Annotated in this window: 22 protein-coding genes and 1 pseudogene; 17 read left to right on the top strand and 6 right to left on the bottom strand. The window is 44.4% G+C overall.

Annotation, left to right across the window (positions count from 1 at the left end; all coding sequences use genetic code 11):
• Positions 1-12 precede the first annotated feature (12 nt).
• Positions 13-660, top strand: coding sequence for a response regulator transcription factor (locus ACSQ8O_RS22580; protein ID WP_056618875.1), 648 nt, complete (start codon positions 13-15; stop codon positions 658-660).
• An 18-nt stretch (positions 661-678) separates the two neighbouring features.
• On the top strand, positions 679-1,227 hold the full coding sequence (lepB, locus tag ACSQ8O_RS22575) for a signal peptidase I (RefSeq protein WP_056618882.1): 549 nt from the start codon (positions 679-681) through the stop codon (positions 1,225-1,227).
• Between the two features lie 59 nt (positions 1,228-1,286).
• Here the strand turns inward: lepB and ACSQ8O_RS22570 are convergent, their stop codons facing one another.
• Positions 1,287-1,982, bottom strand: a complete 696-nt coding sequence (locus ACSQ8O_RS22570) for a hypothetical protein (protein WP_436243460.1) — start codon at positions 1,980-1,982, stop codon at positions 1,287-1,289.
• Between the two features lie 130 nt (positions 1,983-2,112).
• Here ACSQ8O_RS22570 and ACSQ8O_RS22565 point away from each other — a divergent pair, with 130 nt between their 5' ends.
• Entirely contained in the window at positions 2,113-2,559 is a 447-nt protein-coding gene (locus ACSQ8O_RS22565) for a GNAT family N-acetyltransferase (protein WP_436243459.1), read from the top strand.
• 45 nt (positions 2,560-2,604) lie between these two features.
• On the opposite strand, the gene ACSQ8O_RS22560 is transcribed toward ACSQ8O_RS22565, so the two are convergent.
• Positions 2,605-2,961, bottom strand: a complete 357-nt coding sequence (locus tag ACSQ8O_RS22560) for a hypothetical protein (protein ID WP_236289013.1) — start codon at positions 2,959-2,961, stop codon at positions 2,605-2,607.
• A gap of 190 nt (positions 2,962-3,151) precedes the next feature.
• Between ACSQ8O_RS22560 and zwf the strand changes: the two genes are divergently transcribed.
• The 4 genes from zwf (at position 3,152) to ACSQ8O_RS22540 (ending at position 8,490) form a co-directional block, all read left to right on the top strand.
• Complete coding sequence (gene zwf / locus ACSQ8O_RS22555; protein WP_436243458.1) at positions 3,152-4,687, top strand: glucose-6-phosphate dehydrogenase; 1,536 nt, start codon at positions 3,152-3,154, stop codon at positions 4,685-4,687.
• A gap of 170 nt (positions 4,688-4,857) precedes the next feature.
• Positions 4,858-5,934 carry a metallophosphoesterase family protein gene (locus ACSQ8O_RS22550; RefSeq protein ID WP_436243457.1) on the top strand — a complete coding sequence of 359 codons (1,077 nt, stop codon included), beginning with the start codon at positions 4,858-4,860 and terminating at the stop codon, positions 5,932-5,934.
• A 45-nt stretch (positions 5,935-5,979) separates the two neighbouring features.
• Complete coding sequence (locus tag ACSQ8O_RS22545; RefSeq protein ID WP_056618904.1) at positions 5,980-7,563, top strand: peptide chain release factor 3; 1,584 nt, start codon at positions 5,980-5,982, stop codon at positions 7,561-7,563.
• A gap of 126 nt (positions 7,564-7,689) precedes the next feature.
• Positions 7,690-8,490: a YheC/YheD family protein gene (locus ACSQ8O_RS22540; RefSeq protein WP_436243456.1), complete on the top strand. Its 801-nt coding sequence runs from the start codon at positions 7,690-7,692 to the stop codon at positions 8,488-8,490.
• On the opposite strand, the gene ACSQ8O_RS22535 is transcribed toward ACSQ8O_RS22540, so the two are convergent.
• Positions 8,485-9,807: a putative bifunctional diguanylate cyclase/phosphodiesterase gene (locus tag ACSQ8O_RS22535; protein WP_436243455.1), complete on the bottom strand. Its 1,323-nt coding sequence runs from the start codon at positions 9,805-9,807 to the stop codon at positions 8,485-8,487. The two genes, ACSQ8O_RS22540 and ACSQ8O_RS22535, sit on opposite strands and share 6 nt — an antisense overlap.
• Positions 9,808-10,121: 314 nt before the next feature.
• Between ACSQ8O_RS22535 and ACSQ8O_RS22530 the strand changes: the two genes are divergently transcribed.
• The 4 genes from ACSQ8O_RS22530 (at position 10,122) to ACSQ8O_RS22515 (ending at position 14,162) form a co-directional block, all read left to right on the top strand.
• A complete protein-coding gene (locus ACSQ8O_RS22530) occupies positions 10,122-11,153 on the top strand; it encodes a LacI family DNA-binding transcriptional regulator (RefSeq protein WP_436243454.1) in 1,032 nt (343 codons plus the stop codon).
• A 64-nt stretch (positions 11,154-11,217) separates the two neighbouring features.
• Entirely contained in the window at positions 11,218-12,381 is a 1,164-nt protein-coding gene (locus tag ACSQ8O_RS22525; RefSeq protein WP_436243453.1) for a Gfo/Idh/MocA family protein, read from the top strand.
• 30 nt (positions 12,382-12,411) lie between these two features.
• The gene (locus ACSQ8O_RS22520) at positions 12,412-13,044 is read left to right on the top strand and encodes a ThuA domain-containing protein (RefSeq protein WP_436243452.1); all 633 of its coding nucleotides are present in this window, start codon (positions 12,412-12,414) and stop codon (positions 13,042-13,044) included.
• A 20-nt stretch (positions 13,045-13,064) separates the two neighbouring features.
• Positions 13,065-14,162, top strand: a complete 1,098-nt coding sequence (locus ACSQ8O_RS22515) for a Gfo/Idh/MocA family protein (RefSeq protein WP_436243451.1) — start codon at positions 13,065-13,067, stop codon at positions 14,160-14,162.
• A 152-nt stretch (positions 14,163-14,314) separates the two neighbouring features.
• On the opposite strand, the gene sspI is transcribed toward ACSQ8O_RS22515, so the two are convergent.
• Positions 14,315-14,518 carry a small acid-soluble spore protein SspI gene (sspI, locus tag ACSQ8O_RS22510; protein ID WP_056618924.1) on the bottom strand — a complete coding sequence of 68 codons (204 nt, stop codon included), beginning with the start codon at positions 14,516-14,518 and terminating at the stop codon, positions 14,315-14,317.
• 176 nt (positions 14,519-14,694) lie between these two features.
• Here sspI and ACSQ8O_RS22505 point away from each other — a divergent pair, with 176 nt between their 5' ends.
• The 4 genes from ACSQ8O_RS22505 (at position 14,695) to ACSQ8O_RS22490 (ending at position 17,970) form a co-directional block, all read left to right on the top strand.
• Positions 14,695-15,354, top strand: coding sequence for a potassium channel family protein (locus ACSQ8O_RS22505; protein WP_436243450.1), 660 nt, complete (start codon positions 14,695-14,697; stop codon positions 15,352-15,354).
• A gap of 32 nt (positions 15,355-15,386) precedes the next feature.
• Positions 15,387-16,172 carry a TrmH family RNA methyltransferase gene (locus tag ACSQ8O_RS22500; protein WP_436243449.1) on the top strand — a complete coding sequence of 262 codons (786 nt, stop codon included), beginning with the start codon at positions 15,387-15,389 and terminating at the stop codon, positions 16,170-16,172.
• Between the two features lie 351 nt (positions 16,173-16,523).
• A complete protein-coding gene (locus ACSQ8O_RS22495; protein WP_436243448.1) occupies positions 16,524-16,775 on the top strand; it encodes a hypothetical protein in 252 nt (83 codons plus the stop codon).
• Between the two features lie 70 nt (positions 16,776-16,845).
• The gene (locus ACSQ8O_RS22490; RefSeq protein WP_436243447.1) at positions 16,846-17,970 is read left to right on the top strand and encodes an SEC-C domain-containing protein; all 1,125 of its coding nucleotides are present in this window, start codon (positions 16,846-16,848) and stop codon (positions 17,968-17,970) included.
• A gap of 618 nt (positions 17,971-18,588) precedes the next feature.
• Here ACSQ8O_RS22490 and ACSQ8O_RS22485 read toward each other — a convergent pair.
• Entirely contained in the window at positions 18,589-18,759 is a 171-nt protein-coding gene (locus ACSQ8O_RS22485; protein ID WP_436243446.1) for a hypothetical protein, read from the bottom strand.
• Between the two features lie 7 nt (positions 18,760-18,766).
• A pseudogene (locus tag ACSQ8O_RS22480) lies at positions 18,767-18,931 on the bottom strand (IS110 family transposase); the annotation flags it as partial.
• Positions 18,932-20,210: 1,279 nt separating this feature from the next.
• Here ACSQ8O_RS22480 and ACSQ8O_RS22475 point away from each other — a divergent pair.
• Positions 20,211-20,417: a Ger(x)C family spore germination C-terminal domain-containing protein gene (locus ACSQ8O_RS22475; RefSeq protein ID WP_436243445.1), complete on the top strand. Its 207-nt coding sequence runs from the start codon at positions 20,211-20,213 to the stop codon at positions 20,415-20,417.
• Positions 20,418-20,627: 210 nt separating this feature from the next.
• The gene (locus tag ACSQ8O_RS22470; RefSeq protein ID WP_436243444.1) at positions 20,628-22,364 is read left to right on the top strand and encodes a sensor histidine kinase; all 1,737 of its coding nucleotides are present in this window, start codon (positions 20,628-20,630) and stop codon (positions 22,362-22,364) included.
• Positions 22,365-22,368 lie beyond the last annotated feature (4 nt).

Below are 22,368 nucleotides of genomic sequence, written 5' to 3'. Positions count from 1 at the left end.
GGAAGAAGCGAAATGGACGACACCTTAATCAAAGTACTACTAGTCGATGATCATGAGATGGTCAGAATTGGACTTGCAGCTGTTCTTGGGACGGAAGATGGGATTGAGGTCGTTGGCGAAGCGAGCAACGGCCACGATGGCATTCGTTTAGCTCAAGAGTATCGTCCTGATGTGGTGCTGATGGACCTTGTTATGGAAGGTATGGATGGCATCGAAACGACAAGAAAATTACTGCAACTATATCCAGATTGTAAAGTCATTGTATTGACTAGCTTCTTAGATGATGAGAAAATGTATCCAGTTATTGAAGCGGGTGCCTTCAGCTATTTGTTGAAAACCTCGCGTGCCTCCGAAATCGCGCAAGCGATTAGAGCCGCGGCCAAAGGACAATCGATTCTGGAGTCGCAGGTGGCTTCGAAAATCATGAATCGCTTCCGTCAACCAAAGCCGGTTGCGGAGCCGCATGAGGAACTAACGGACCGCGAGATGGAAGTACTTCGCTTGATCGCGAAAGGCAAATCGAATCAAGAGTTGGCTGATGATTTATTCATCGGTGTGAAGACGGTGAAATTCCACGTCACCAACGTACTATCCAAGCTTGGCGTAGAAGATCGCACGCAAGCGGCGATTTATGCCTTTAAGCACGGACTGGCGGAATAAGGCAAGGGAGCGATAAATTTGAATGTAGTCAAACAGATTTGGAGCTGGTTTGGTTCCATTGCAATTTCCTTTGTATTAGTCGTCTTTTTAGGTGTTTTTGTGTTTCAATCTACGAGAGTTAGCGGTCATTCGATGGATCCGACATTGCATGATAGTCAGCGCGTGTATGTTTCGAAGCTTTCGCATACGTTTCACTACGAACCCAATTATGAAGATATTGTCATTATCGATTCTAGGGTTGAGATGAAGCGGACTTTTAAAAATGATTTGTTGGACAGCCCATTGCTTAGCTTATTTGTTCGAGGCGATGATAAGCATGTATGGATCAAGCGTGTGATTGGTAAGCCAGGAGATCAGCTTGAGCTGAAGGATAATCAGATGTACCGCAATGGTGAACTGCTGAATGAGTCTTACATCAATGAGGAAATGAGAGCGAACGGGAACAAAAAGTGGACCGTTCCAGCTGATCATATTTTTGTGATGGGGGATAATCGGAACAATAGCATGGATAGTCGTGTTATTGGCTTCATTCCTATTGACCATGTGCTAGGTAAAAAGCTATTTTAATTGGAAAAGGCTGTATCACCCGTAGATGATTCTACTTGGGGATACAGCCTTTTTGTTCCTCACATCTTCGCATCCAGCAATAAGCCACGCATCGGAACCGGCAAATATGCCTCAAGCTGCGATTGATACTGACCATATGGTTTAAGCGGTGATGTGGAGAGTTGAAACAAGGAGACGGAAGGCAGCTGTTGCAGACGATCAATACGGCTTACTAACGAACTTGCGAAGTTGGTGAGATCAAGCAAACTTTTGCGATGAATGCCACTAGGTTGATTAAGTTGCTTCTCTAATACTTCAGGTTGTAGGCTCAATTTGCCATTATCACTCTTGGTGATGCCAAGATCGTGCAGTGTGTTAGGCTTTGCTGCCCCTTCCAGACCTTGAAGCAGGGCATGACTCACGTAGTCAGGTGAATCCCCTAGCTGATCTTGCAACTCATTATATGTATGAATAAACGTTTGAAGGTTCTGGGTGATATCGGCTTGCGACTCTTTCGTCCGAGTGAACGCAGTCGTGTTGACGAGTGTTTGAGCGGATTGCTTGACAGTTTGGGTAGATTGAACTAAACCCGCCACGTCTTTGGCAGCCGTCTGTGCGAACTGCCTGTAGGCGAGTTGCTCATAAGGTAAATCCAACATTCGTCGTATCGTATTCGATTTACCACCGGAGACTGCACTTACAGCGCCAACACGGTAATAATCTTTATGAGTTTGATACCTGTTCACCGCCATGACGGATGGATAAGCATTGATCATTACGATCACCTCATTTCGTATACGTTAAGTATATCACCCCAGTAGACTGGGGTAAATTGGTACTTGTGGGGTCAATTACAGGTTTACCAACATAAGATAGCATTATTGCTTCTTGTGGAGGCGGTGCCATGTGATACGCAAACGGTTGGCTACCATTGACGACCCCGCTATATATCGATTAGTTGTTGAACAATTAGTTCCTTTTTCCAGAATGTATGATTCAGGTAATTCTGTGACATACTCAGAGATCCGTAAGCGACTGAACGCCAATAAAACGTTCGTCATCGCCAAAGGGTACAAACGGCCTTATGGCTTCATTTCCATCATACGTAAATCAAGTAAGCTCTTCATAGATATGCTGGCTGTTGATCCGCGTGAGCAGGGCAAAGGCATTGGACATACACTTATGAAAGCTGCAGAAGACTACGGGCTTAGTGAACGTTGCCATACGGTGGAGCTATTTGTTGATGACAGTAATCCGAAGGCAATACGATTTTATAGTAAAAGAGGGTATGAGATTGATTCTTATGTACCTGATCTTAGCTGTTACCGTATGAATAAAAAGTTGAAACGTTGAGGAAAGGGCTGTAGATGAGGTATACATCCACAGCCTTGATTTCCGTCACTCACTAAACATGGCGGCAATATAGTCGATTTGAATATCTACTGGACCTGTGGGTCTAACCGGTGGCCCTCCAAAACGGATGAGTCCGAAGGAAGACAGCTGATCTTCTGTTGATGGCTGAGTTGGTGCAACGGGTTGAGCTTGCTTCTTTTTCCCCTTTTTGTTAAGCGTGGGCTTGGTACTTTTGGAAGAGGACTTCGTGTTCGCTTGTTGATTGTCATTTAGGATGAGCTTGTTTTTCTCTACGCGACTGACGATTCCATATATCTCAGAGCCATTCGTTAAGAAGACAAGAACAGGTTTTCCGACAAGATTTTTGCAACTTTTTTCGGTGATTGGATGAAAGGGTTGCATGACTAAGGGCACCTCCGTATTCGTATGTACTGTTAGCCTATGCCACGTATAATGTAACGGTATAGACGGATGTCTATTTTCTTATAAGAAAATGTTATGAGTTAAAGTGACTATATAAGTTGAATAGCTTGACAATTTTAGGTATGCTAAGCATATTAACTAATTCTAATAGAGAAAGAATGATGCATAGATGAGTGGAGCTGTGTTTTATATTTTCGGAGCAACGGGTGATTTAGCGAAAAGAAAACTGTTTCCTGCCTTTTATAGCCTTTATCGCGAAGGCAAGCTGGGAGATAACTTTGCGGTAGTTGGTCTGGCTCGCAGACCGCGTACGAATGAGCAATTCCGTGATGACGTGAAAAATTCGATTCAAGAATTCGCTCGTTACAAAAATACGGATGCTGCAGAATGGGAGAAATTCGCCCAAAGATTCGAGTACATGTCACTCGACATTAACAATGTTGCAGGATTCCATGAACTGAATACACTGACAGCGAAATTGGATGAGAAGTATCAAACGGGCGGTAACCGTCTGTTCTATTTGGCGCTTGCGCCTGAGTTGTTTGGTAATGTGTCGTACAATTTAAGTGAAGGCGGCTTGCTCCAAACGGAGGGTTGGCATCGCTTGGTTATTGAAAAACCATTCGGCTACGATTTGCCGTCTGCGGAGCGTTTGAATGGACAACTTCGTCAAGTGTTCGAAGAGAAGGATATTTACCGTATCGATCATTACCTGGGTAAAGAAATGGTCCAAAACATCGAGTTCGTTCGTTTCGCGAATGCTTTCTTCGAGCCGCTTTGGAATAATAAATACATAGCGAACATCCAGATCACGCTCAGTGAGACTGTGGGTGTAGAAGAGCGCGGTGGTTACTATGACCACTCCGGTGCTCTTCGCGATATGGGTCAAAATCACATGCTGCAAATGCTGATGATGATGGCGATGGAACCACCTAGCCGTCTACATCCGGAGGATATCCGTGATGAGAAGGTGAAGGTACTCCGTTCACTCCGTTTGTTCGAAGACGGGGATGATGTCCGTGCGAACGTGGTTCGCGGTCAATATGCTAGCGGTTCTGCCAAAGGCAAAGCACTTCCTGCATACCGAGAAGAGGATTCTGTGAATCCGCAATCGACGACAGAAACTTATTTTGCAGCACGTGTTCACGTGGATAATTTCCGCTGGGCGGGTGTGCCATTCTATATTCGTACTGGAAAACGACTACCGGTCAAAACGACTGAGGTGGTTGTCGAATTCAAGAACATTCCAAACAATGTCTATTTGGCTAAAAAGCATGAGCTTGAGCCGAATCTGCTCGTATTCCGAGTGAATCCGATGGAAGGCATCTATTTGAAAATGAACGCGAAGCAACCTGGTTCAGAAGGCGTGATCGTACCCGTTGCGATGGACTTCTGCCAAAGCTGTCAAATCGGCATCAATACGCCAGAGGCTTACGAGCGTTTGCTGTATGATGCAACTCGCGGAGATTCCACTTACTTTACACGTTGGGATGAAGTGGCGCTTGCATGGTCTTATGTGGATCGCATTGCAGCTGCATGGGGCGAACAGACAGATGACCTTAAGCACTATCCAGCTGGCTCATGGGGGCCTGCAGAAGCAGCGAAGCTCCTGAGTGACGATGGATTCAAGTGGTGGCCGATTAATGGCCAGAATGAAGGGGAAGTCGATTGGGAAGCTATTCAGAAAACAACTGTATTGGCGTAAAATAGGGAGTTTATCCAACAGGCGAATTCGCCTGTTGGTTTTTTGCGTGTGGGTACAAGCGGAGCAAGAAATCACTTGATGTTGTCGAGTCTGGACGATGTATCGGACACAATTTGTGGTATACTAGTGCATATGGCCATTTTTTCATTTTATACACTTGAGGTGCATCGATGTCACGAAGAGCGTTTGTGCGATGGCTGCTTGCCATTGGGGCTGTTTTAGTAGGATTAAGTGCTTGGTTTAGTCTGTTGGTTAAGAAAAAATTCCTTCCCGAGGAACAGGCTATTGCCGCACCCGTAGCTACCTCTGAGCCTCCTCAACAAGCTACGCCAGCGCCTTCGGAGGAACCTCTGCCTCTTGGCCCGTTGATGTCCTTTTTTATCCTAAGTGATCTTCATGTTACAGCTGGAGATTCTCTTCCCAACAAAAAGCTTAGACTTGCGTTAGATGATGTCACTCAGTTCGATGGTCCTGTCGATGCGATTATGCTGACCGGTGATTTGACGGATACAGGTACCGAGGTTGACTATAAGGCATTGCGTGCCATAATGAATAATTATAAGCTTCCTCCTATTCATGGGAACATGGGGAATCATGATTATTATACGATTTGGATCAATAAAGCGAATAGTTGGGATCAGGATAACGTACCTAATGGCAAAAGTGATGCCGTAAGTAGAGAGCAGTTCAAGAAGTTCATGGGCTATACTTCCATTTATAATGATTTTACAACGAACGGACACTCTATCCTATTGCTATCACAAGAAGCTTACGTGCAAGAGAAGCCCGAAGTGGGTGAAGGTGCATGGTACTCCGATGAGCAACTCGCTTGGTTCAAAGGAAGACTGGGCAATTTATATAAACCAGGAAGACCGCTTTTCGTGATGACACATCAACCATTGCCGCCTGTTGGCACCGATGGGGCTACTCACCAGCTCATTCGGGCTATTCAGTTCCGAGAAACGTTGAAGCCTTACAAGAATGTATTCGTCTTCTGTGGTCATCGTCATCAGGATTTTCAGAATGGGACACCTCACTATATTCAGGAAACGTTCCATTATTTCCATAATGCCTCTGTAGGGAGAACGCTGAATCGGGCGTACCAGCAAACGGCACAGGATAAAGCACAGGGTATTTATGTGCAAGTATTTGCAGATAAAGTGGTTGTGCGCGGCAGGGAATTCAGCAATCGCACGTTCATTGAAGAAGCGAACTGGACGGTCCCCTTGGAGAAAGCACACGCTTGATTCTAAAGTAGTCATATGTAAAAGAAGAAGGGAATAAACGAACACATGAAAACGCAACTCACTAAACTTCTCGAAACGGAAGTCGCTAAACGACGGACGTTCGCGATTATTTCTCACCCGGATGCGGGAAAAACAACATTAACAGAGAAACTGCTTTTGTTCGGAGGGGCAATTCGCTTAGCCGGAACGGTTAAAGGTCGTAAAGCTAGTAAACATGCTACATCAGACTGGATGGAAATTGAGAAACAACGGGGGATCTCCGTAACGTCAAGCGTTATGCAGTTCGACTATGAAGGTCACCGCGTCAATATTCTAGATACACCAGGTCACCAAGACTTTAGTGAGGACACCTACCGTACGTTGACAGCCGCGGATAGTGCGGTAATGTTGATCGATGTTGCCAAAGGGGTCGAGACCCAAACGAAGAAGCTTTTCCAAGTATGTCGTATGCGTGGGATTCCCATTTTCACATTCATTAATAAATTGGACCGTGAGGGTCGTGATCCGTTCGAGTTGCTGGAAGAGCTTGAAGAAGTACTCGGCATTCGTTCTTATCCGATGAACTGGCCAATTGGGTCAGGGAAGCAGTTCTGTGGGGTTTACGATCGCGGGAAATCGCAGTTAGAGCTCTACCAAGGCGATGACCACAAGGATATTGAAGTCCGCAAGGTAGACGGTGTAGAAGATCCGTTAGTGAAGCAAATCGCAGGTGAGTTCTTACACAAGCAATTGTGCGGAGATATCGAGCTGTTGGATGTTGCTGGTGACCCTTTTGATATGGAGAAAGTGATGAAGGGTGAGCTTACGCCTGTTTTCTTCGGGAGTGCGGTGAACAATTTCGGTGTTCAGACGTTCCTCGAGAACTTCCTGCAACTAGCTCCACAACCAGAGCCGCGCACGAGCACAGCTGGTGTGATCGAGCCAACGAGAGAGAAATTCTCTGGTTATGTGTTCAAAATTCAAGCGAATATGAACCCAGCTCACCGCGACCGCGTAGCTTTCTTGCGTATCGTTTCCGGAAAGTTCGAACGGGGAATGTCCGTGAAGCATGTAAGGCTTGGCAAGGATATCAAGCTGGCACAGCCGCAGCAGTTCCTAGCCCAAGATCGTGATATCGTGGAAGAGGCTTTCCCGGGGGATATCATTGGTCTATTCGATCCAGGTATTTTCCGTATCGGCGATTCCTTAAGCGAAGGAGAAGAGGTCATCTTCGATGAGCTTCCAACCTTCTCACCAGAGCTATTCAGCAAAGTATCGATCAAAAATGCTTTGAAACAAAAACAGTTCTTGAAAGGGATCGATCAGTTGACGGAAGAAGGGATGATTCAAGTCTTCACGACAATTGGTTTCGAAGATATGATTCTTGGCGTCGTAGGTCAACTTCAATTCGAAGTACTGGAGCATCGGATGAAATCGGAGTATGGTGTGGATATTCTTCTGCAGCGTCAGAATTATCAATTCGCGCGTTGGATTATCGATGATAAAATCGATCCAGCTAAATTCCGCATTAACTCCCAATTGGTCAAAGACAAGAAAGGGAATTTCGTAGGCTTGTTCGAAAGTGAATATGCGCTGCGCTCTTCCATAGATAAAAATCCAACCGCACAGTTCTTAACAAGTGCGCCTTAATAGCTAGACATGATAAAGAGGCTCTCCTGTTGGATTTCAGGGGGAGCCTCTTCTTGTATTTTTGTCGCCAATGCTTTGTTGCCTTCATACACTAGGATGGGGTGAATTCGAAGCTGGAGGCCTGGTATGAAGAGAATTAGGAAGAAGAGTACAAAGAAACCGATAAGCTTGAATAAGGCAAGATACGTAAGTAGTAAAATTGGCAAAACGAAGGCTGTCGAGTCTGTCGAATCACTTCGCAAGTATGTGCCAAGTACCAAACGCATGAATTCAGTCACCTTACAAGAAATGCTCGAACAATATAAAATGGTCTACGTAAAACCCAATATTGGGATGTTTGGGAACGGTGTGATTCGTATCGAGTTAACAGGGGAAGAGGCAGAACGGTCCTATTCTTACCAATCTGGAGTCACCATCAAAAGGTTCAAAACCTTCACTGACATGTACGTATCACTCCTAAAGGTGACAAGGAAACGGCGTTATTTAGTACAGAAAGGGATTCATTTGTTGACTTACAAGGGGAATCGTTTTGATCTCCGCGTCATGGTGCAGCAAACGCCTGCTCGAAAATGGGAGACAACGGGGATTATTGGCCGCGTGGCACATCCCGCAAAGATTGTTACGAACTTTCATAATGGGGGCACGTTGAAATCGGTGGATACTTTGTTAAAGAAGTATTTGCCCCGGGCGGAGAGAACTGGATATGTGAACCAGCTGCAAGTCATGGGTATACAGGTGGCTAAGGCGATTAATGCTCAGTATAGAGGGGTAAAAGAGATAGGCGTTGATGTAGCCTTAGATAAAGATTTGCAGCCATGGATTCTTGAAGTGAATACGAGTCCGGATCCTTATATTTTCCGGAGATTAAAGGATAAGCGCATTTTTGCCAAAATCAGAAGATACGCCAAAGCATACGGCCGGTTATGAAATCATAACCGGTCTGTTGTCATTCATATGAAAGGTTTGTTCAATGTCATAGGCAGAAATCGGAGGGCTAAGCAAGAACCCTTGAATGGTTGTACAGGTAGTTTCCTTGAGAATATCAAGTTGCCCCACATCTTCGACCCCTTCGGCGACAACTTGGATATTAAGGGCATGTCCGAGGTGTATGATGGCGTTCGTAATCGCCCAATCATTGGAATTACTTTGAATATTTTTGACAAAGGAACGGTCGATTTTGAGGCAATGTATCGGAAACTCCTTCAAATAATTGAGGGACGAATAGCCAATCCCAAAATCATCGATGGAGATGGAAATTCCTTTGGAACAAAGCTTGTCAAGGACGGCGATCGTTTTCTCCATATTTTGCATAATAGAGCTTTCGGTAATTTCGAACTCCAAATAAGAGGGGTTAATGCCGGTTTGTTGAATGATGTGAATGGCTTTATCCGCAAAGTTCTCATCTTGAAACTGGCAAGGCGAAATGTTGACGGCAACTTGATAATCAAGTTTATTTTCAGCGAGCCATCGTGCTTTCTGTAGACAAGCCTCCCGCAAGACCCATTCACCAAGTGGCAAAATAAGGCCTGATTCCTCAGCAAGCGGGATGAATTCAGCAGGCGCAATCATGCCATGTAGGGGATGATTCCAACGCACAAGGGCTTCCAGACAACTAATTTGACCGGTCGAGAGCTCAAGTCGAGGTTGATAGTATAACAATAGCTGATTCTCTGTGATCGCTTTGCGCAGGTCGGTTTCCATTTGAATCTGAGTAGCAAACCGTTGTTGTGTCGGTAAGGTGTGAAAAGTAATGAGTTTATTCTTGCCTGTTTGTTTGGCAATGAGGAGTGCTTGCTCAGCTTGGTGGAGTGCTTGTTGTACATTATCAGGTGTTATCGTAAGGTCACTCAGACCGAAGCTTGCACGAAGGAAGCAGTCCTGTCCTTGGTAAGTAAAAGGGGGATCAAATATCTGCCTAACACGATGCAGCGCAGATTGAAGTTGTTCTTGATTGTGTACTCGAAGAAGGAGTGTATATTCATCATCACCAGATCGAACCACAAGATCGATGTGATCTAGTACTTTCAATCTGCGGTTTAATTCCTGCAGTAGATGATCTCCGCATGCGTAACCTAGGGAGAAATTCACTTGGCGAAAACGATCAATATCGAAAATAAGACATGCACGGACCTGAGCGGATGAGGTATCATCGTGTTTCCGAACAGCATGTTCTAACTGGGCAAGGAGCTGCCCACGGGAGTGAAGTCGAGTGATCTGTGACCTGCTCGTGAGAGCATCGATCATTGATGACGCAGTGAACCGAAGATGGCGCCAGATTGCTTTCATTTGCTATCACTCATTCCCATCGCATAGTTGTCCCAATATCCTTTATCATAAAGCTCTAAGAGGAGATAAACAATATTAAGAGTTTGCTTTTATGACAAAAAATGGACTTTATTTTCGCGTTTCTTAATGAAAAATTGATGGAAATGTCGAAATATGGCGAATGTGATAGGAAGAGTAATATTCTGAATTTATATTGACAGAAGTAGCTTCTGAATGAGAAAATGTACGCGTGTACATTTTACGTGAATTTAGGCGGAAAGGAGCCAATCTACATGGTGACGAGAAAAGAGGTTGCTGAGTTAGCCAGGGTATCTGAGGCGACTGTATCTCGTGTATTCAATGGACTTGGTCCGATGAAGCCTGCAACCAAAGAAAGAGTTCTCGAAGCAGCAAAAGTACTTGGCTATCATCCCAATGCGATTGCGCAAAGCTTTGCACGAAGAAGAAGCGGTAATTTGGGGGTCGTGCTTCCCTATATGCCGAAGGTGCATCTGTTTTCCGCGTATTATTTTGCAGAGATTCTTAGCGGGATTGGGGAGCAGGTGAGGGAGCAAGGCTATGACATGTTGTTGTATCTCCTAACACCAGATGATGATTTGGATTACGGCCGCTTATACCGCTCGCAAAAAGTAGATGCCTGTGTCATTCTCGGGGCAAGAGATACCGAATCACAGCGAAGTTCATTACTGCAATTGCAGGAGCAGGGACTACCTTTCTGCTTGGTTAATCAACGATTCGAGGGGTTATCCTTCCTTGAAGTTGATGCGGATCATGTGGAGGGGAGCTATCAAGCGGTTCGTCATTTACTGGATGAAGGCTATCGGAAAATTGCCTTTCTCAACGGTTCTCCACACTATACGAATTCCTTGGATAGACGTCATGGGTATCAAAAGGCGATGTTAGAAGCTGGCTTAACGATGGATCCTTCATTGCAGTTTGAGGGGAACTACAGCCGGACTAGCGGATATGAGATTGCCGCAAAGGTGTGGGAGATCCGGGATCAAGTTGAGGCTGTATTTGCGGCTAATGATCGCATGGCTATTGGACTCATGCAAGGACTTCGTGAACGTGGATGGATAGCTGGGCGAGATTATGCGGTCATCGGGTGCGATGACTCGGATGCTGCGAAGCTAAGTGATCCACCACTCAGTAGTATTAAAGTGCCCTTTTTTGAAATGGGCAAAGGAGCAGCCCGTGCCGTTCTAGCTAGCGTTAGGCAGGGAAGCAGCGAGGTTCAGCTACAAGTTAAGCTGCCGACAGAAGTGAAGATTAGGCAGTCGTCGAAGTGGATAAGTCAGGAATAGCTATGGAGAAGGGCTATCAACTTGTTTAACTTGATTAGAACACACTTGGGGAGGCGTGTATGCGATGAAAAAAACGTTCAATATCGGCATGATTGGCTATAAATTTATGGGAAAAGCACATAGTCATGCCTATAAAGATTTACCTATGTTCTTTCCACAGACGGCGATTCCAAAGATGAAGCTCATCTGTGGTCGCGACGAGAACGGGGTTCGTCAGGCAACGGAACAATTCGGCTGGGACGGGTATGTAACCGATTGGCGCGAGCTGGTCACGCATCCGGATATCGACGTCGTCGATATCAATGCGCCAAGCGATGCGCACAAGGAGATTGCTTTGGCGGCGGCGAAGGCCGGCAAGCATCTATTCTGCGAGAAGCCGCTGGCGCTGACCCTTGCGGATGCAAGGGAGATGCTGGAAGCGGCTGAAGAAGCTGGCGTGAAGCACATGGTCGGCTTCAACTATCGGTTTGCACCGGCGGTACAGCTGGCGAAGAAGCTCGTGGAGAGCGGCCGCCTCGGTCAAATCTACCACTTCCGTGCTTGGTTCTTGCAAGATTGGATCGTCGATCCGACGTTCCCATTGGTGTGGCGGTTGCAGAAGGAGATTGCGGGATCAGGATCGCATGGCGATCTGGGCGCGCATCTCATCGATCTGGCGCATTTCCTCGTTGGCGAGATGACCGAAGTGATCGGGATGAGTGAAACATTCGTGAAGGAGCGTCCGCTTCCGTCCTCGATGACGGGGCTTAGTGCCAAAGGCAGCAAAGATGCACCGCATGGTCCTGTTACGGTTGATGATGCGACATTATTCATGGCTCGCTTCGCGAATGGTGCATTGGGCAGCTTCGAGGCAACGAGATTTGCTCCCGGGCACCGGTGCACGAACTCTTTTGAAATTAACGGCAGTAAAGGCAGTGTGAAATTCGATTTCGAGCGATTGAATGAGTTGCAGGTGTATTTTACAAGTGATGATGAGGATGTTCAGGGCTTCAGACGTGTTCTTGCAACAGATGCCTCACATGCGTATATGGATGCTTGGTGGCCAGCAGGACATACGATCGGGTATGAGCATACTTTCGTACATGAAGTCGTGGAGTTGATGTCAGCGCTTTCCGAGGATCGACAACCGGTTCCGAATTTTGTGGATGGCGTCAAGTGTCAAGAGGTACTGGAAGCCGTGGATCAATCGATCGAACAGCGTCGCTGGGTTCGTATAAGTGAAGTGTAAAAGGGTTATGGAGAGAGGAGCGGGAATAGCATGAGTCAGAAACAAGCATTGATTGTATGGGGTGGCTGGGATGGTCATCAACCCGAGGAGGTTGCGGGGATTTTTGCAGGACTGTTAAGGGAAGAGAACTATGCGGTGGAAGTTTCTGATACGCTGGACAGCTTCCGGGATGAGGAACGTTTGGCGAGTATAGATTTGATTGTTCCAGTGTGGACCATGGGAAAAATTGAGAAAGAGCAGTTGACACCTCTCATTAACGCGGTGAAAGTTGGCGGAACGGGGATTGCAGGCTGTCATGGCGGGATGGCGGATTCATTCCGTAATGAAGTGGAGTATCAGTACATGGTGGGCGGCCAATGGGTGGCGCATCCTGGTAATGATGGCGTTACGTATACGGTTCGTATGAAAGATAGCGAGCAGCCACTGACCGCGGGCATTGGTGATTTCGTCGTAGTTTCGGAAAAGTATTATATGCATGTCGACCCTGCGATCAAGGTGCATGCGGTGACGGACTTTGATGATGTAGAAATGCCGGTCGTATGGACCAAAACTTACGGTGCAGGGAAAGTCTATTATAATTCACTGGGGCATCAAGCTAACATTGTTCGTATGCCAGAGACACTAGAATTAATGCGACGCGGATTGCTTTGGGCAACACGCTAATTATAGGGGGACATAAAGCGATGAGTAAGAAGAAGGTTGGTATTATTGGATGCGGAAATATAAGCGCGGCTTATATGAAAAATATTCCTAACTACGCACACTTGGAATTGGTCGCCTGTGCAGATATTGATGTGAGTAAAGCAGAAGCGCGTGCCGAAGAGTTTGGGATTGCACATGCGTACACAGTAGAACAATTACTAGGTGATCCACAAGTGGACATCGTGATTAATTTGACGATCCCGGCTGTACATGCGGCAGTCTGTATTCAAATTCTCGAAGCAGGTAAACATGCTTATGTAGAAAAGCCTCTTGCTGTAACGCGGGAGGAAGGGCTGCAAATCTTGGAGGTTGCTAAGCGCAAAGGACTTCTGATTGGCAGTGCGCCAGATACATTCCTTGGCGGAGGGATTCAAACAGCGATAAAGCTAATCGAGGATGGATGGATTGGTACACCGATTGCCGCTACGGCTTTCATGATGGGGAAGGGGCATGAGCATTGGCACCCAGATCCAGAGTTTTACTACGCCAAAGGCGGCGGCCCAATGTTCGATATGGGTCCTTATTACTTAACGGCTCTCGTGGCATTGCTCGGACCTATTCGTCGTGTAACGGGTTCAACGGCTGTGAGCTTCCCAGAGCGTACGATTTCCAGTGAGAAGAAGCGCGGGCAGAAAATCCAAGTAGATACGCCAACACATGTGGCTGGTGTATTAGATTTCCATAATGGTGCTATTGCAACGCTTGTGACAAGTTTTGATATTATGGCAGGTACTGGGTTGCCCCACATTGAAATCTATGGCAGTCATGGCTCGTTGAGTGTGCCTAATCCGAATAACTTCGGGGGGGAAGTACTTATTCGCAAACCTAGTTCTGCCGTATATGAACCGATTCCACTTTCGCACGGCTACACAGACAATAACCGCGGACTCGGTGTTGCTGCGATGGCGCAAGCGCTGATCACGGGTGATAGCTCAGCACACCGTGCGAACGGCGAGCTTGCCTATCACGTGTTGGAAGCGATGCATGGTTTCCATGATGCATCTGACTCCGGTCAGCATTATGTAATGAAGAGCAGCTGCGAGAAGCCGGCAGCGATGAATCCATTAACGGTATTATAAGTAAAATTGAAATCGTAGTAGCTTGACGATATCCTCCTTGTTGGTCAGTGACTGATGAGGGGGATTTTAATTTGTTTAGCTGGGGGATGCCGAAGCATCCCCAGCAAGTTTGTAGTTATTTTAACAATAAGATGGTTCATATAGGGAGGAATTTACTCAAGGTGCGCCTTAAGCGTTTCGACGAGTGTGTCTTGCGTACTTGCTTCTGAATGCTGCCATATAATTTCAAAAAGAACACCTAACCCAGGTAAAACTTTCTCTTCTCCACCGATCGAGTCTTCAATAACTTCTTTGAGTTCTTCTGGTGTTTTGTTATTAACCCGCTGGTGGATGGCTTGTCTAAGGGTAATATTCATTCAAGGACCTCGCTTCCATTTCATTCTCGCTATTACTATGTGCAGATTCAGATGGCTTCATCCTTCCCACTCTTCGCCAATGCAGGCAGTGGCTCCATTGTTGTGAAGTGAGCTTAGGGGGCTGAGTATGGTATAATAAATGAGATATATTCTTGGAATATGGAGGAACGTGACCGGTGAGAAAACAATTTGCGATTATTGGGATGGGAAGATTTGGTTCAGCTGTTGCTAAGACGTTATCACAACTAGGATTCGAGGTTCTTGCCATTGATCAGGACGAAGAAACGGTTCAAGACGTTTCCGCTTATGTGACTCATGCGGTTCAAGCCGATTCTACGGATGAGGAAGCTATGCGGGCGCTCGGAATTCGCAATTTTGACGTTGTGGTTGTGGCCATTGGGGAAGATATACAAGCAAGTATTCTAACGACATTAATTCTCAAAGAAATGGGCGTTGCTACAACGATCGTAAAAGCTGTGAATGATCTCCATGGCAAGGTTCTCAAAAAAATTGGCGCAGATAAAATCGTCTATCCAGAACGGGATATGGGGCAACGTGTAGCCCATCATATGATTTCATCGAACATTATCGATTATATAGAGCTCTCTGCCGATTACAGTATTGTAGAAATGAGAGCATCGAAAGAGATGCTTGGTAAAAGTCTGCGTGAACTCGATGTGCGTGCCAAATATGGTTGCAACGTGATAGCGATTAAACATAACGAGCAGATGATTATTCCGCCGAGTGCGGAGGCTCCGCTTAAACAAGAAGATATTTTGGTCATTGTGGGTAAAAATTCGAGTCTTCAGAACTTTGAAGTCACTTTTGCGGAGTAGGTATATTCATGACAAATGCATACGTAGAAATCATGTCTGTTCAAAATACAAGAGTCAAGGACTGGGCTCAGCTCTTAGAGCGGCGCGGTAGGGACAAGCAAGGCAAGTATATCATCGAGGGTTATCATTTGATTGAGGAAGCTTTGAAGGCTGGGGCCGAGGTAGAGACTATTCTTTTTCTATCGGAAAAAGGGAGCCCTTTGGAGCTTGTCGCCCTCGCTGGAGATCGCGCCATCGAATGGGTCAGCGTGAGCGCAGCGGTATTGGCCAAGTGTTCGGATGCACAGACGCCGCAGGGGGTCGTGGCCGTCGTGACGCGGCCACAGGTTGGCATGGACGAGCTGCTTGCTGGCAAGCACGATTTGGTCGTGGTCCTGGACGGCGTTCAGGACCCTGGCAACCTCGGAACGATCATCCGCAGTGCGGATGCCGTCGGGGCGAAAGCGGTCGTGCTCGGCCGCGGCACGGTCGATCTGTTCAATCCCAAGACGATCCGCTCGACGATGGGATCAATGTATCATCTGCCGATTGTGGAGGCAGAGTTGGGTGAGTTGTTGCCGCGTGCGCGTGAGCGCGGCGTGCGGCTCGTGACGACGAGCCTGCAAGCGCAGGGCTCGTGTTACGACACGGACCTGCGGCAGCCGACGTGGTTGATATTCGGCAACGAGGCCAAGGGTGTGTCGCCGGAAGTTGCTGCGCAGTCGGACGTGAAGGTCATTATTCCGATGCAGGGCAAGGCGGAATCGCTGAACGTCGCGATGGCGGCGACGGTTTTGCTGTTTGAAGCGGCTAGGCAGCGGATGAACCAGCAAAACTAACCAAACTGTGAGTTGTAATTCACTTTGTCACTGTTTGGAACGTTGTTTGTCATAGATTTGGAACGTAGATTTGTCACTACTTAGACTAGTCCCGATGTGGCTTAAAGCCTTGATACATCGGGATTTTTTACGTGCTATGCGATTAGGAAGTAAGCATGAATTTAGAATGAGAGCGAATAGAAGTTCGTGAATTTTATCTTGAAAATTTCTGGAATAACTTTTGTCATAAGTCGTAAATTTCCAAGGGAGGCTTCCATGAATATTATTGGTGAAAACATAAAAAGGTTGAGAAAGATCCATAACTTGAATCAAATTGATTTTTCAAATCTAATTGGCGTTTCTTAAGGTAGCTTGAGCGATATAGAAGCAGGAAAAAGTAAACCAGCTGTAGATACGGTTGTTTCTATTTACAAAAATTTTGAATGTTCATTGGAGTGGTTGCTTACTGGTTCTATTAAACAAGTGGATGAAGAGAAAGAGTCTGAATATCATAATTTGCAAACAACTTCATTAGAGAGTGAGTTAATTAGTGCATTTAGAAAACTTAGTACAGAAAATCAGTTAGAAATATTTGAAATTATTAATATCAAACTAAGGAGATAACTAGATAATTTCCTGAATAAATTTAACTTTGCCTTTGACAATGTAAGATCGATTGATAGGGGAGATCACGATGGGGAATGGGCAAAAGAGAAATGAAATCTGTTTCTGCGGAAGTGGAAAAAAATATAAAAGGTGCTGCATAAATAAAAATGAAAATTTCCCATTTAAATTTGTTCATGCATCTCAACAAAGTCCTGAACCTAATCTTGGTATTGTGCCAAGTTTAGAGTTTCAAGGACAGAGAGTACGTACTATTTGGAGTACCTTATATTTCCGCCCCTTACGTGAGACATTTCAAGAATTTCTTATTTTGATGGCTTATAGAAATACTTATGGCAAAGAATTTCATGAAAATCAGGTAGCACTTCCGTCTGATAAACGTCATGTTACATTTAAATGGTGGGAGGCTTATTGCGAGTGGGGGTTTAAGAATATAAATAACTTTGTTGAAACAGAGAACGGCAAAGTTTATTACGGAACTTCTACTGGTGAAATTCAGTCACTATTACAGCACGCTTATGATTTATTTTGCCTTCAAATTGTAAATAGGCTTCCGGAATTTTTTATTTCTAAGCTTAGAGATGTTCATGAGTTTCAGGGAGTAAAATACGAAGTAGCTGTTGCAGCAATTATGGCTAGAGCAGGATTTGAAATTGAATTTCTTGATGATAATTATAAAAGTGAAGTCCATTGTGAATTTATTGCTACACATAAAGAATCGGGGCAAAAGATTGGAGTGGAAGCAAAAAGCAAACGAAGAAAAGGTGTGTTACATGAAGAGGGAGAGTTTAATGCGGAAGCTGATACTAGAGGAAATATTCAACATCTATTTAGAAAAGCGAGAACACAAAAGCCAAAAGACATCCCATTCCTCATTTTTATTGATATGAACTTACCTTCAACTAATGTAAATCATAATTCAATTGATGCGGAACCTCCCGAAAAGACATGGGAACATGATATTGATCAGATTTATGCTAATTATAAGAACCAATCTACTTTACCTGATCCTTTTAATGCAGTGTACTTCACAAATTTTGCGTTTTATTATCAAGGAAATAATAGTCTCTCACTTCCATGGATAACCTACATTAAAAAATCCGAATCGCCTGAACATGAAATAAGAGAAAGCAGCTTACTTGAATGTATTCAAAGTTCCATAATGAGGTATTCAGATATCCCTCAGGAAATATGAATGATTATTAAAAAGCTCCTCTACTTTATATTGAGAACGCAATGTTAGTTCTTGCTGTAAAAAATAAACTACATGTATTATCCACTTATAGAGATATGTGTAATGGTAATTATTAAAACTTTTTAGTTGATATGTTTGAGACAAAATTTAAAGCCAGAAATAGCAGGATCCATGCTATTTCTGGCTTATTTTTTTATGTGTTAAAAGAAAATATATTATTAGACTGTCGTAAGCGCTAAGCTCCCTCGGTATGATTTGATTTTCTCACGCAAGCTCGTCTATTCGCAGGATTTCATCCCTTTAGGTTTCAATGATAAATGAAAGATAGCGAGATATATTAGGATGTGTCGTTAAAAAGGCATGCGGGAACAGAGGTGGAGTTGAATCACCCAATTCATTCCAAATGCTGCACGTATTCTCCACGTTGCTCTTAGCGATTTTCACTCCCATGTCTCAATGGGTCAATAGCCCTTACATTCCTTCGTCACATCTATCCAAGGGGTGGAGGTCGGTCTTTCTAACGGAACAGGTCGGAGCCTTTTTGCGTAAGTTATCCCGATACTCCGTGCTTTCTTTGTCTCCTGCGAATACGCCAACTTGCGTGAGATAAGGTTTATGTTAAGCTGCTAATGCAAAGATTTTATCGGGGTTGTAAGCTTCATTACTACGAGCCATTCCTACTAAGAGTCGAGCTAGCTTTCCACATAGCTTCATGATAGAATTCATCTTTTTAAGCTTTTTCACCTGAACATTGTAATGGTGTAAGGCTTTAAATTCTTGGTTACTCATGACCATGCAAGTCGCGAATCCAACGGTCGAGGGACTTGAAACCATCCTCGTCATTACTAAACACTAAAGGATTACCGAGAGCGACACCTCGAAAGTTAACCGCTCTGGCAACATGGGACTCTTGAGCAATGTCTACACCAACAACAATATGATTAAAGGTAATGTTTTCAATGAGTTGATTTTGCTTATCTTGTGATTAAACTTCATAGTAGAGCGTCCTCCTGGATGATGGAGTTAAAGGGCTTTTGACCCGTTGCGTACTTCCATCGTACCGAGGCGCTCGTTTTTTTACAAAGCTGAAATTTATCCATCTACAGGAATCTAACGAGAGAACTTTAGTTGAATTAGTAAAGTGGCAGTCGAAGACTTTGATATGAACGAAACCTGTCAAGCGCCTCTGTTGCTCCTTAGTTTTTGACGAACTTAAATAAGAGTCTGTCAAGTGACTTTCTTGACAGATGCCCTAATCTTTCCATACTTTAAGTTCCCCGGCCTGCCTTACGGCGAGTAACGGGTGCAGGGAGTTTACTCCCTGCGTTTCCCCTTTAGGGGACGGAAGGGGTGGATCATTTATTAGCTCGGAGGCAAAAACAATTCGCTGGTTGGCAATCTGATATTCGTGGATTCTCACACTTTCTACATACGTCTGAAGAGCATACCGCTAACTATTTACGGGCATTCGCCACTAAGAGCTGCACAAAAGTCTTACGCGGATTTTCTCTTCACCTTACCTGATTTGCCCGCGAGGTAATAAATGATCTCCCCCTATATCCTCGCTCCCTTCAGAATGTAGTTCTTACATGCTGATATCAAATAGTATTAGTTACATCAAACTGCAACATTTTGTCTACCCTTATCTATCTCCTTGGCAATCGCCCATACAAATCCTGCGAGTTCTCTCGCGATAGCAACTGTGATGGCTCCTTTATGTTTTCACATCTGGAGAATTTAGACGTTCATCTTCTGAAGAATATTATCCTGGTTGCTATTGCCCGTAGTAAAAAGCAAATAAATTCACAAACAAAAGTATTATTTCTTGACTTTGGAACTTTCGTAAAAGAAAAGAAATAGTCATGTTACTATTTGCATTGTTAATTAATTACTTAAGGGATTCCTGGGAAATGTAACTATAGCGACCTTGTAGCTTGTACATTTTGGAAAAGACAGGATATTGAAACATTGTATCTATGATTTATCATAAATTAGAACATGGTAAAGTATCTCTTGAGGAATAAGAGTAATTAATGAATCTTCACTAGCCTATACTAAGCAATTTACAGAAGAAAAACGGTTTAGCCCATGCTTCAAACCTGCAATTTGGCTGCATGTTCCAAACGAGTGGAGAAGGATTAGGTACATGAGAAATTAAACTAACCTGAGAACGTTTGTTCAATATACAGCAACGTGAGGTTGCCGGCACGATCGGCAGCCTTTCGCTCACCTAAGCGCAAGTGCAAAGAAAAATGCACGCGGATAAAGTAGGTTTCTCAGAAGCCTTTTATCATGAATATCCAAAAGAATGGGGACAAATCAAAAATCAGTGGATTGAGCAATTTCCTAAAGTTGAAGTCACTGTCAACGTTTCATCTAAATTGTTGAGCCCGGGTATAGCAGATACGGGAATTAGCAGACTTGAAGATGAGGTGAAGAAAAAGTGAAAGATCTTCCAGGTCCAACTCAAATGATCACTGCGATTTAAAACCGTTTTCCAAGATTATGGAGAGATAGAGAATGTTACTGATAGATATCTGATTTAGTTAAATATGTTTCATTTATAATGAAATATGTTCCTTACGTATTCCCAGGTTTAGATGGTACTATGGAGCTATATTATGCAATTAATTGAATAGGTCGAGGAGGGTGGTAGCATGATGGGACGGATATCCACTTGGTATCCACAAAAAATCAAATACCGTTTCTTCGTTTCATTTTTATTCTTTATTTTGTTGCCTGCCGCAATCTTTGTAATGTATTACTTCAGGGAGCTTGAAAGCACATTGAAAGAAAAGATAAACTCCCAAAGCGCTGCACAGCTGGGCTATGTAAAAGAAAGTATGGAAAATATCCGAGTCTCGCTTTTTAGAGAGTCTTTGGTATTAAGTAATGATAAAGAACTTCTAGCTATACTCCGGGATGATTCAAGGGACTCGGAAAAACGACGGTTATTTGTAACGAATAAATTGCAGGAAAATCGGTTACTTGAGGGGAGGCCACCCTTACCCACCAATGTATATTATTCACTGATCGACCATCGTCACAAAGAGGTAAATTCCACATTTGGAAGTGATATCAATTACAGCGATCTTACAAGTGAAGATTGGTGGAAAAATTCGGAAGGATTAGAAAAGCAGTATGACCAAGTATCCAAAAAAAAACTTAGGGACATGTATAAGCTAACGGTTAATATGATTGGACCGGATAACAGCGTTGATGGTCAACTATTGATTAGTTTTGATTATATGGAGTGGCTAAAAGCCATGTACCGTTTTTTTACAATCAGACAGGATTATTTCATAATGGATCAAACAGGCAATATTGTTACCAAGACTAGTCCAGATGAATATATTCCTATTCCGTCTGCTGAGGTTGTTCGAAAGCAAGCGGAAAAGGGCAGTTTTTGGACGGATGGTCAGGAACAGATGAGTGCAGTCTATTTGCCTTCCTATCAGTGGTATGTGATTAACAGTTTTCCACTTCATACGTTTTTCGGGGACATCAATCAAGTCAAACACAGATTGATAGTCATTCTCACGATCTTTATCTTTTTATTCATTGTCATCACGTTTATCATCTCCCATAGAATTACACGTCCGTTGCAGCTTCTTCAGCATCACATGTCGATTATTGTGAGAAATGAGTTCAGGTCGACCTTGCCCGAAAAGCTAGGCACTGGAGAGGTTCGTGAATTAGGGACAACGTTTAATCGAATGATTAGCGATATCCGCAGTTTGATACAAAAGTTAAAAGTGGAGGAAAGAGAAAAGGAAGCATCAAGGTTCCAGATGCTGCTCGCACAAATGAATCCTCATTTTCTGTTAAATACGTTGAATGCGATCAAATGGACCGCTCTGGGACGCAAGGATTCCGAGATTGCGGAGATTTGTGTTTGCCTGGGCGAACTGTTGGAATCCAGCTTGAATGTCCAGAATGATTTGATCCTTCTAGACGAGGAATTAACGCTGGTGAAGGCGTATGTGCGTATTCAGAATTTCAGATTCGACGGTTATGTCAATGTTCGTTACGAATATGACGAATCGCTTCGTTACGCGCTTGTTCCCAAACTGAGTTTGCAGCCGCTGGTCGAGAATTCGTTCTTTCACGGTTTTAATCAGATGCAGAAAGAGGGAAGCATAACGATTCGGGTGGTGAAAGAGCATAAATCTCTGATCATGGAAGTGAAGGACAACGGGATCGGGATGGAGGCTTCCGCTAATCATCAACCTTTACGCAAGAGCAAAGGGATCGGAATTAATAATTTGCGGGAACGGTTGCAATTGCTTTTTAAATCCGATGGACAGCTTGAGGCGGTTTCGAGCGTTCAAGGAACGCTCATCCGTTTGAAATTCCCGCTGCTGCTATCGGAACCGTACGGGAAGGGCGGATGATGAT

It is taken from the genome of Paenibacillus sp. LjRoot56 (assembly GCF_964253335.1).
GTDB classification, from domain to species: Bacteria; Bacillota; Bacilli; order Paenibacillales; family NBRC-103111; genus Paenibacillus_E; species Paenibacillus_E allorhizoplanae.
Note: the sequence above shows the minus strand (reverse complement) of the source record. Positions and strands in the feature narration are given on the sequence as shown.

Coding starts and splice junctions, on each gene's coding strand:
- ACSQ8O_RS22580 (WP_056618875.1), top strand. CDS start 13: ATGGACGACACCTTAATCAAAGTACTACTAGTCGATGATCATGAGATG.
- ACSQ8O_RS22570 (WP_436243460.1), bottom strand. CDS start 1,982: ATGATCAATGCTTATCCATCCGTCATGGCGGTGAACAGGTATCAAACT.
- ACSQ8O_RS22560 (WP_236289013.1), bottom strand. CDS start 2,961: ATGCAACCCTTTCATCCAATCACCGAAAAAAGTTGCAAAAATCTTGTC.
- zwf (WP_436243458.1), top strand. CDS start 3,152: ATGAGTGGAGCTGTGTTTTATATTTTCGGAGCAACGGGTGATTTAGCG.
- ACSQ8O_RS22550 (WP_436243457.1), top strand. CDS start 4,858: ATGTCACGAAGAGCGTTTGTGCGATGGCTGCTTGCCATTGGGGCTGTT.
- ACSQ8O_RS22545 (WP_056618904.1), top strand. CDS start 5,980: ATGAAAACGCAACTCACTAAACTTCTCGAAACGGAAGTCGCTAAACGA.
- ACSQ8O_RS22540 (WP_436243456.1), top strand. CDS start 7,690: ATGAAGAGAATTAGGAAGAAGAGTACAAAGAAACCGATAAGCTTGAAT.
- ACSQ8O_RS22535 (WP_436243455.1), bottom strand. CDS start 9,807: ATGATCGATGCTCTCACGAGCAGGTCACAGATCACTCGACTTCACTCC.
- ACSQ8O_RS22530 (WP_436243454.1), top strand. CDS start 10,122: ATGGTGACGAGAAAAGAGGTTGCTGAGTTAGCCAGGGTATCTGAGGCG.
- ACSQ8O_RS22525 (WP_436243453.1), top strand. CDS start 11,218: ATGAAAAAAACGTTCAATATCGGCATGATTGGCTATAAATTTATGGGA.
- ACSQ8O_RS22520 (WP_436243452.1), top strand. CDS start 12,412: ATGAGTCAGAAACAAGCATTGATTGTATGGGGTGGCTGGGATGGTCAT.
- ACSQ8O_RS22515 (WP_436243451.1), top strand. CDS start 13,065: ATGAGTAAGAAGAAGGTTGGTATTATTGGATGCGGAAATATAAGCGCG.
- sspI (WP_056618924.1), bottom strand. CDS start 14,518: ATGAATATTACCCTTAGACAAGCCATCCACCAGCGGGTTAATAACAAA.
- ACSQ8O_RS22500 (WP_436243449.1), top strand. CDS start 15,387: ATGTCTGTTCAAAATACAAGAGTCAAGGACTGGGCTCAGCTCTTAGAG.
- ACSQ8O_RS22490 (WP_436243447.1), top strand. CDS start 16,846: ATGGGGAATGGGCAAAAGAGAAATGAAATCTGTTTCTGCGGAAGTGGA.
- ACSQ8O_RS22485 (WP_436243446.1), bottom strand. CDS start 18,759: ATGAGTAACCAAGAATTTAAAGCCTTACACCATTACAATGTTCAGGTG.
- ACSQ8O_RS22470 (WP_436243444.1), top strand. CDS start 20,628: ATGATGGGACGGATATCCACTTGGTATCCACAAAAAATCAAATACCGT.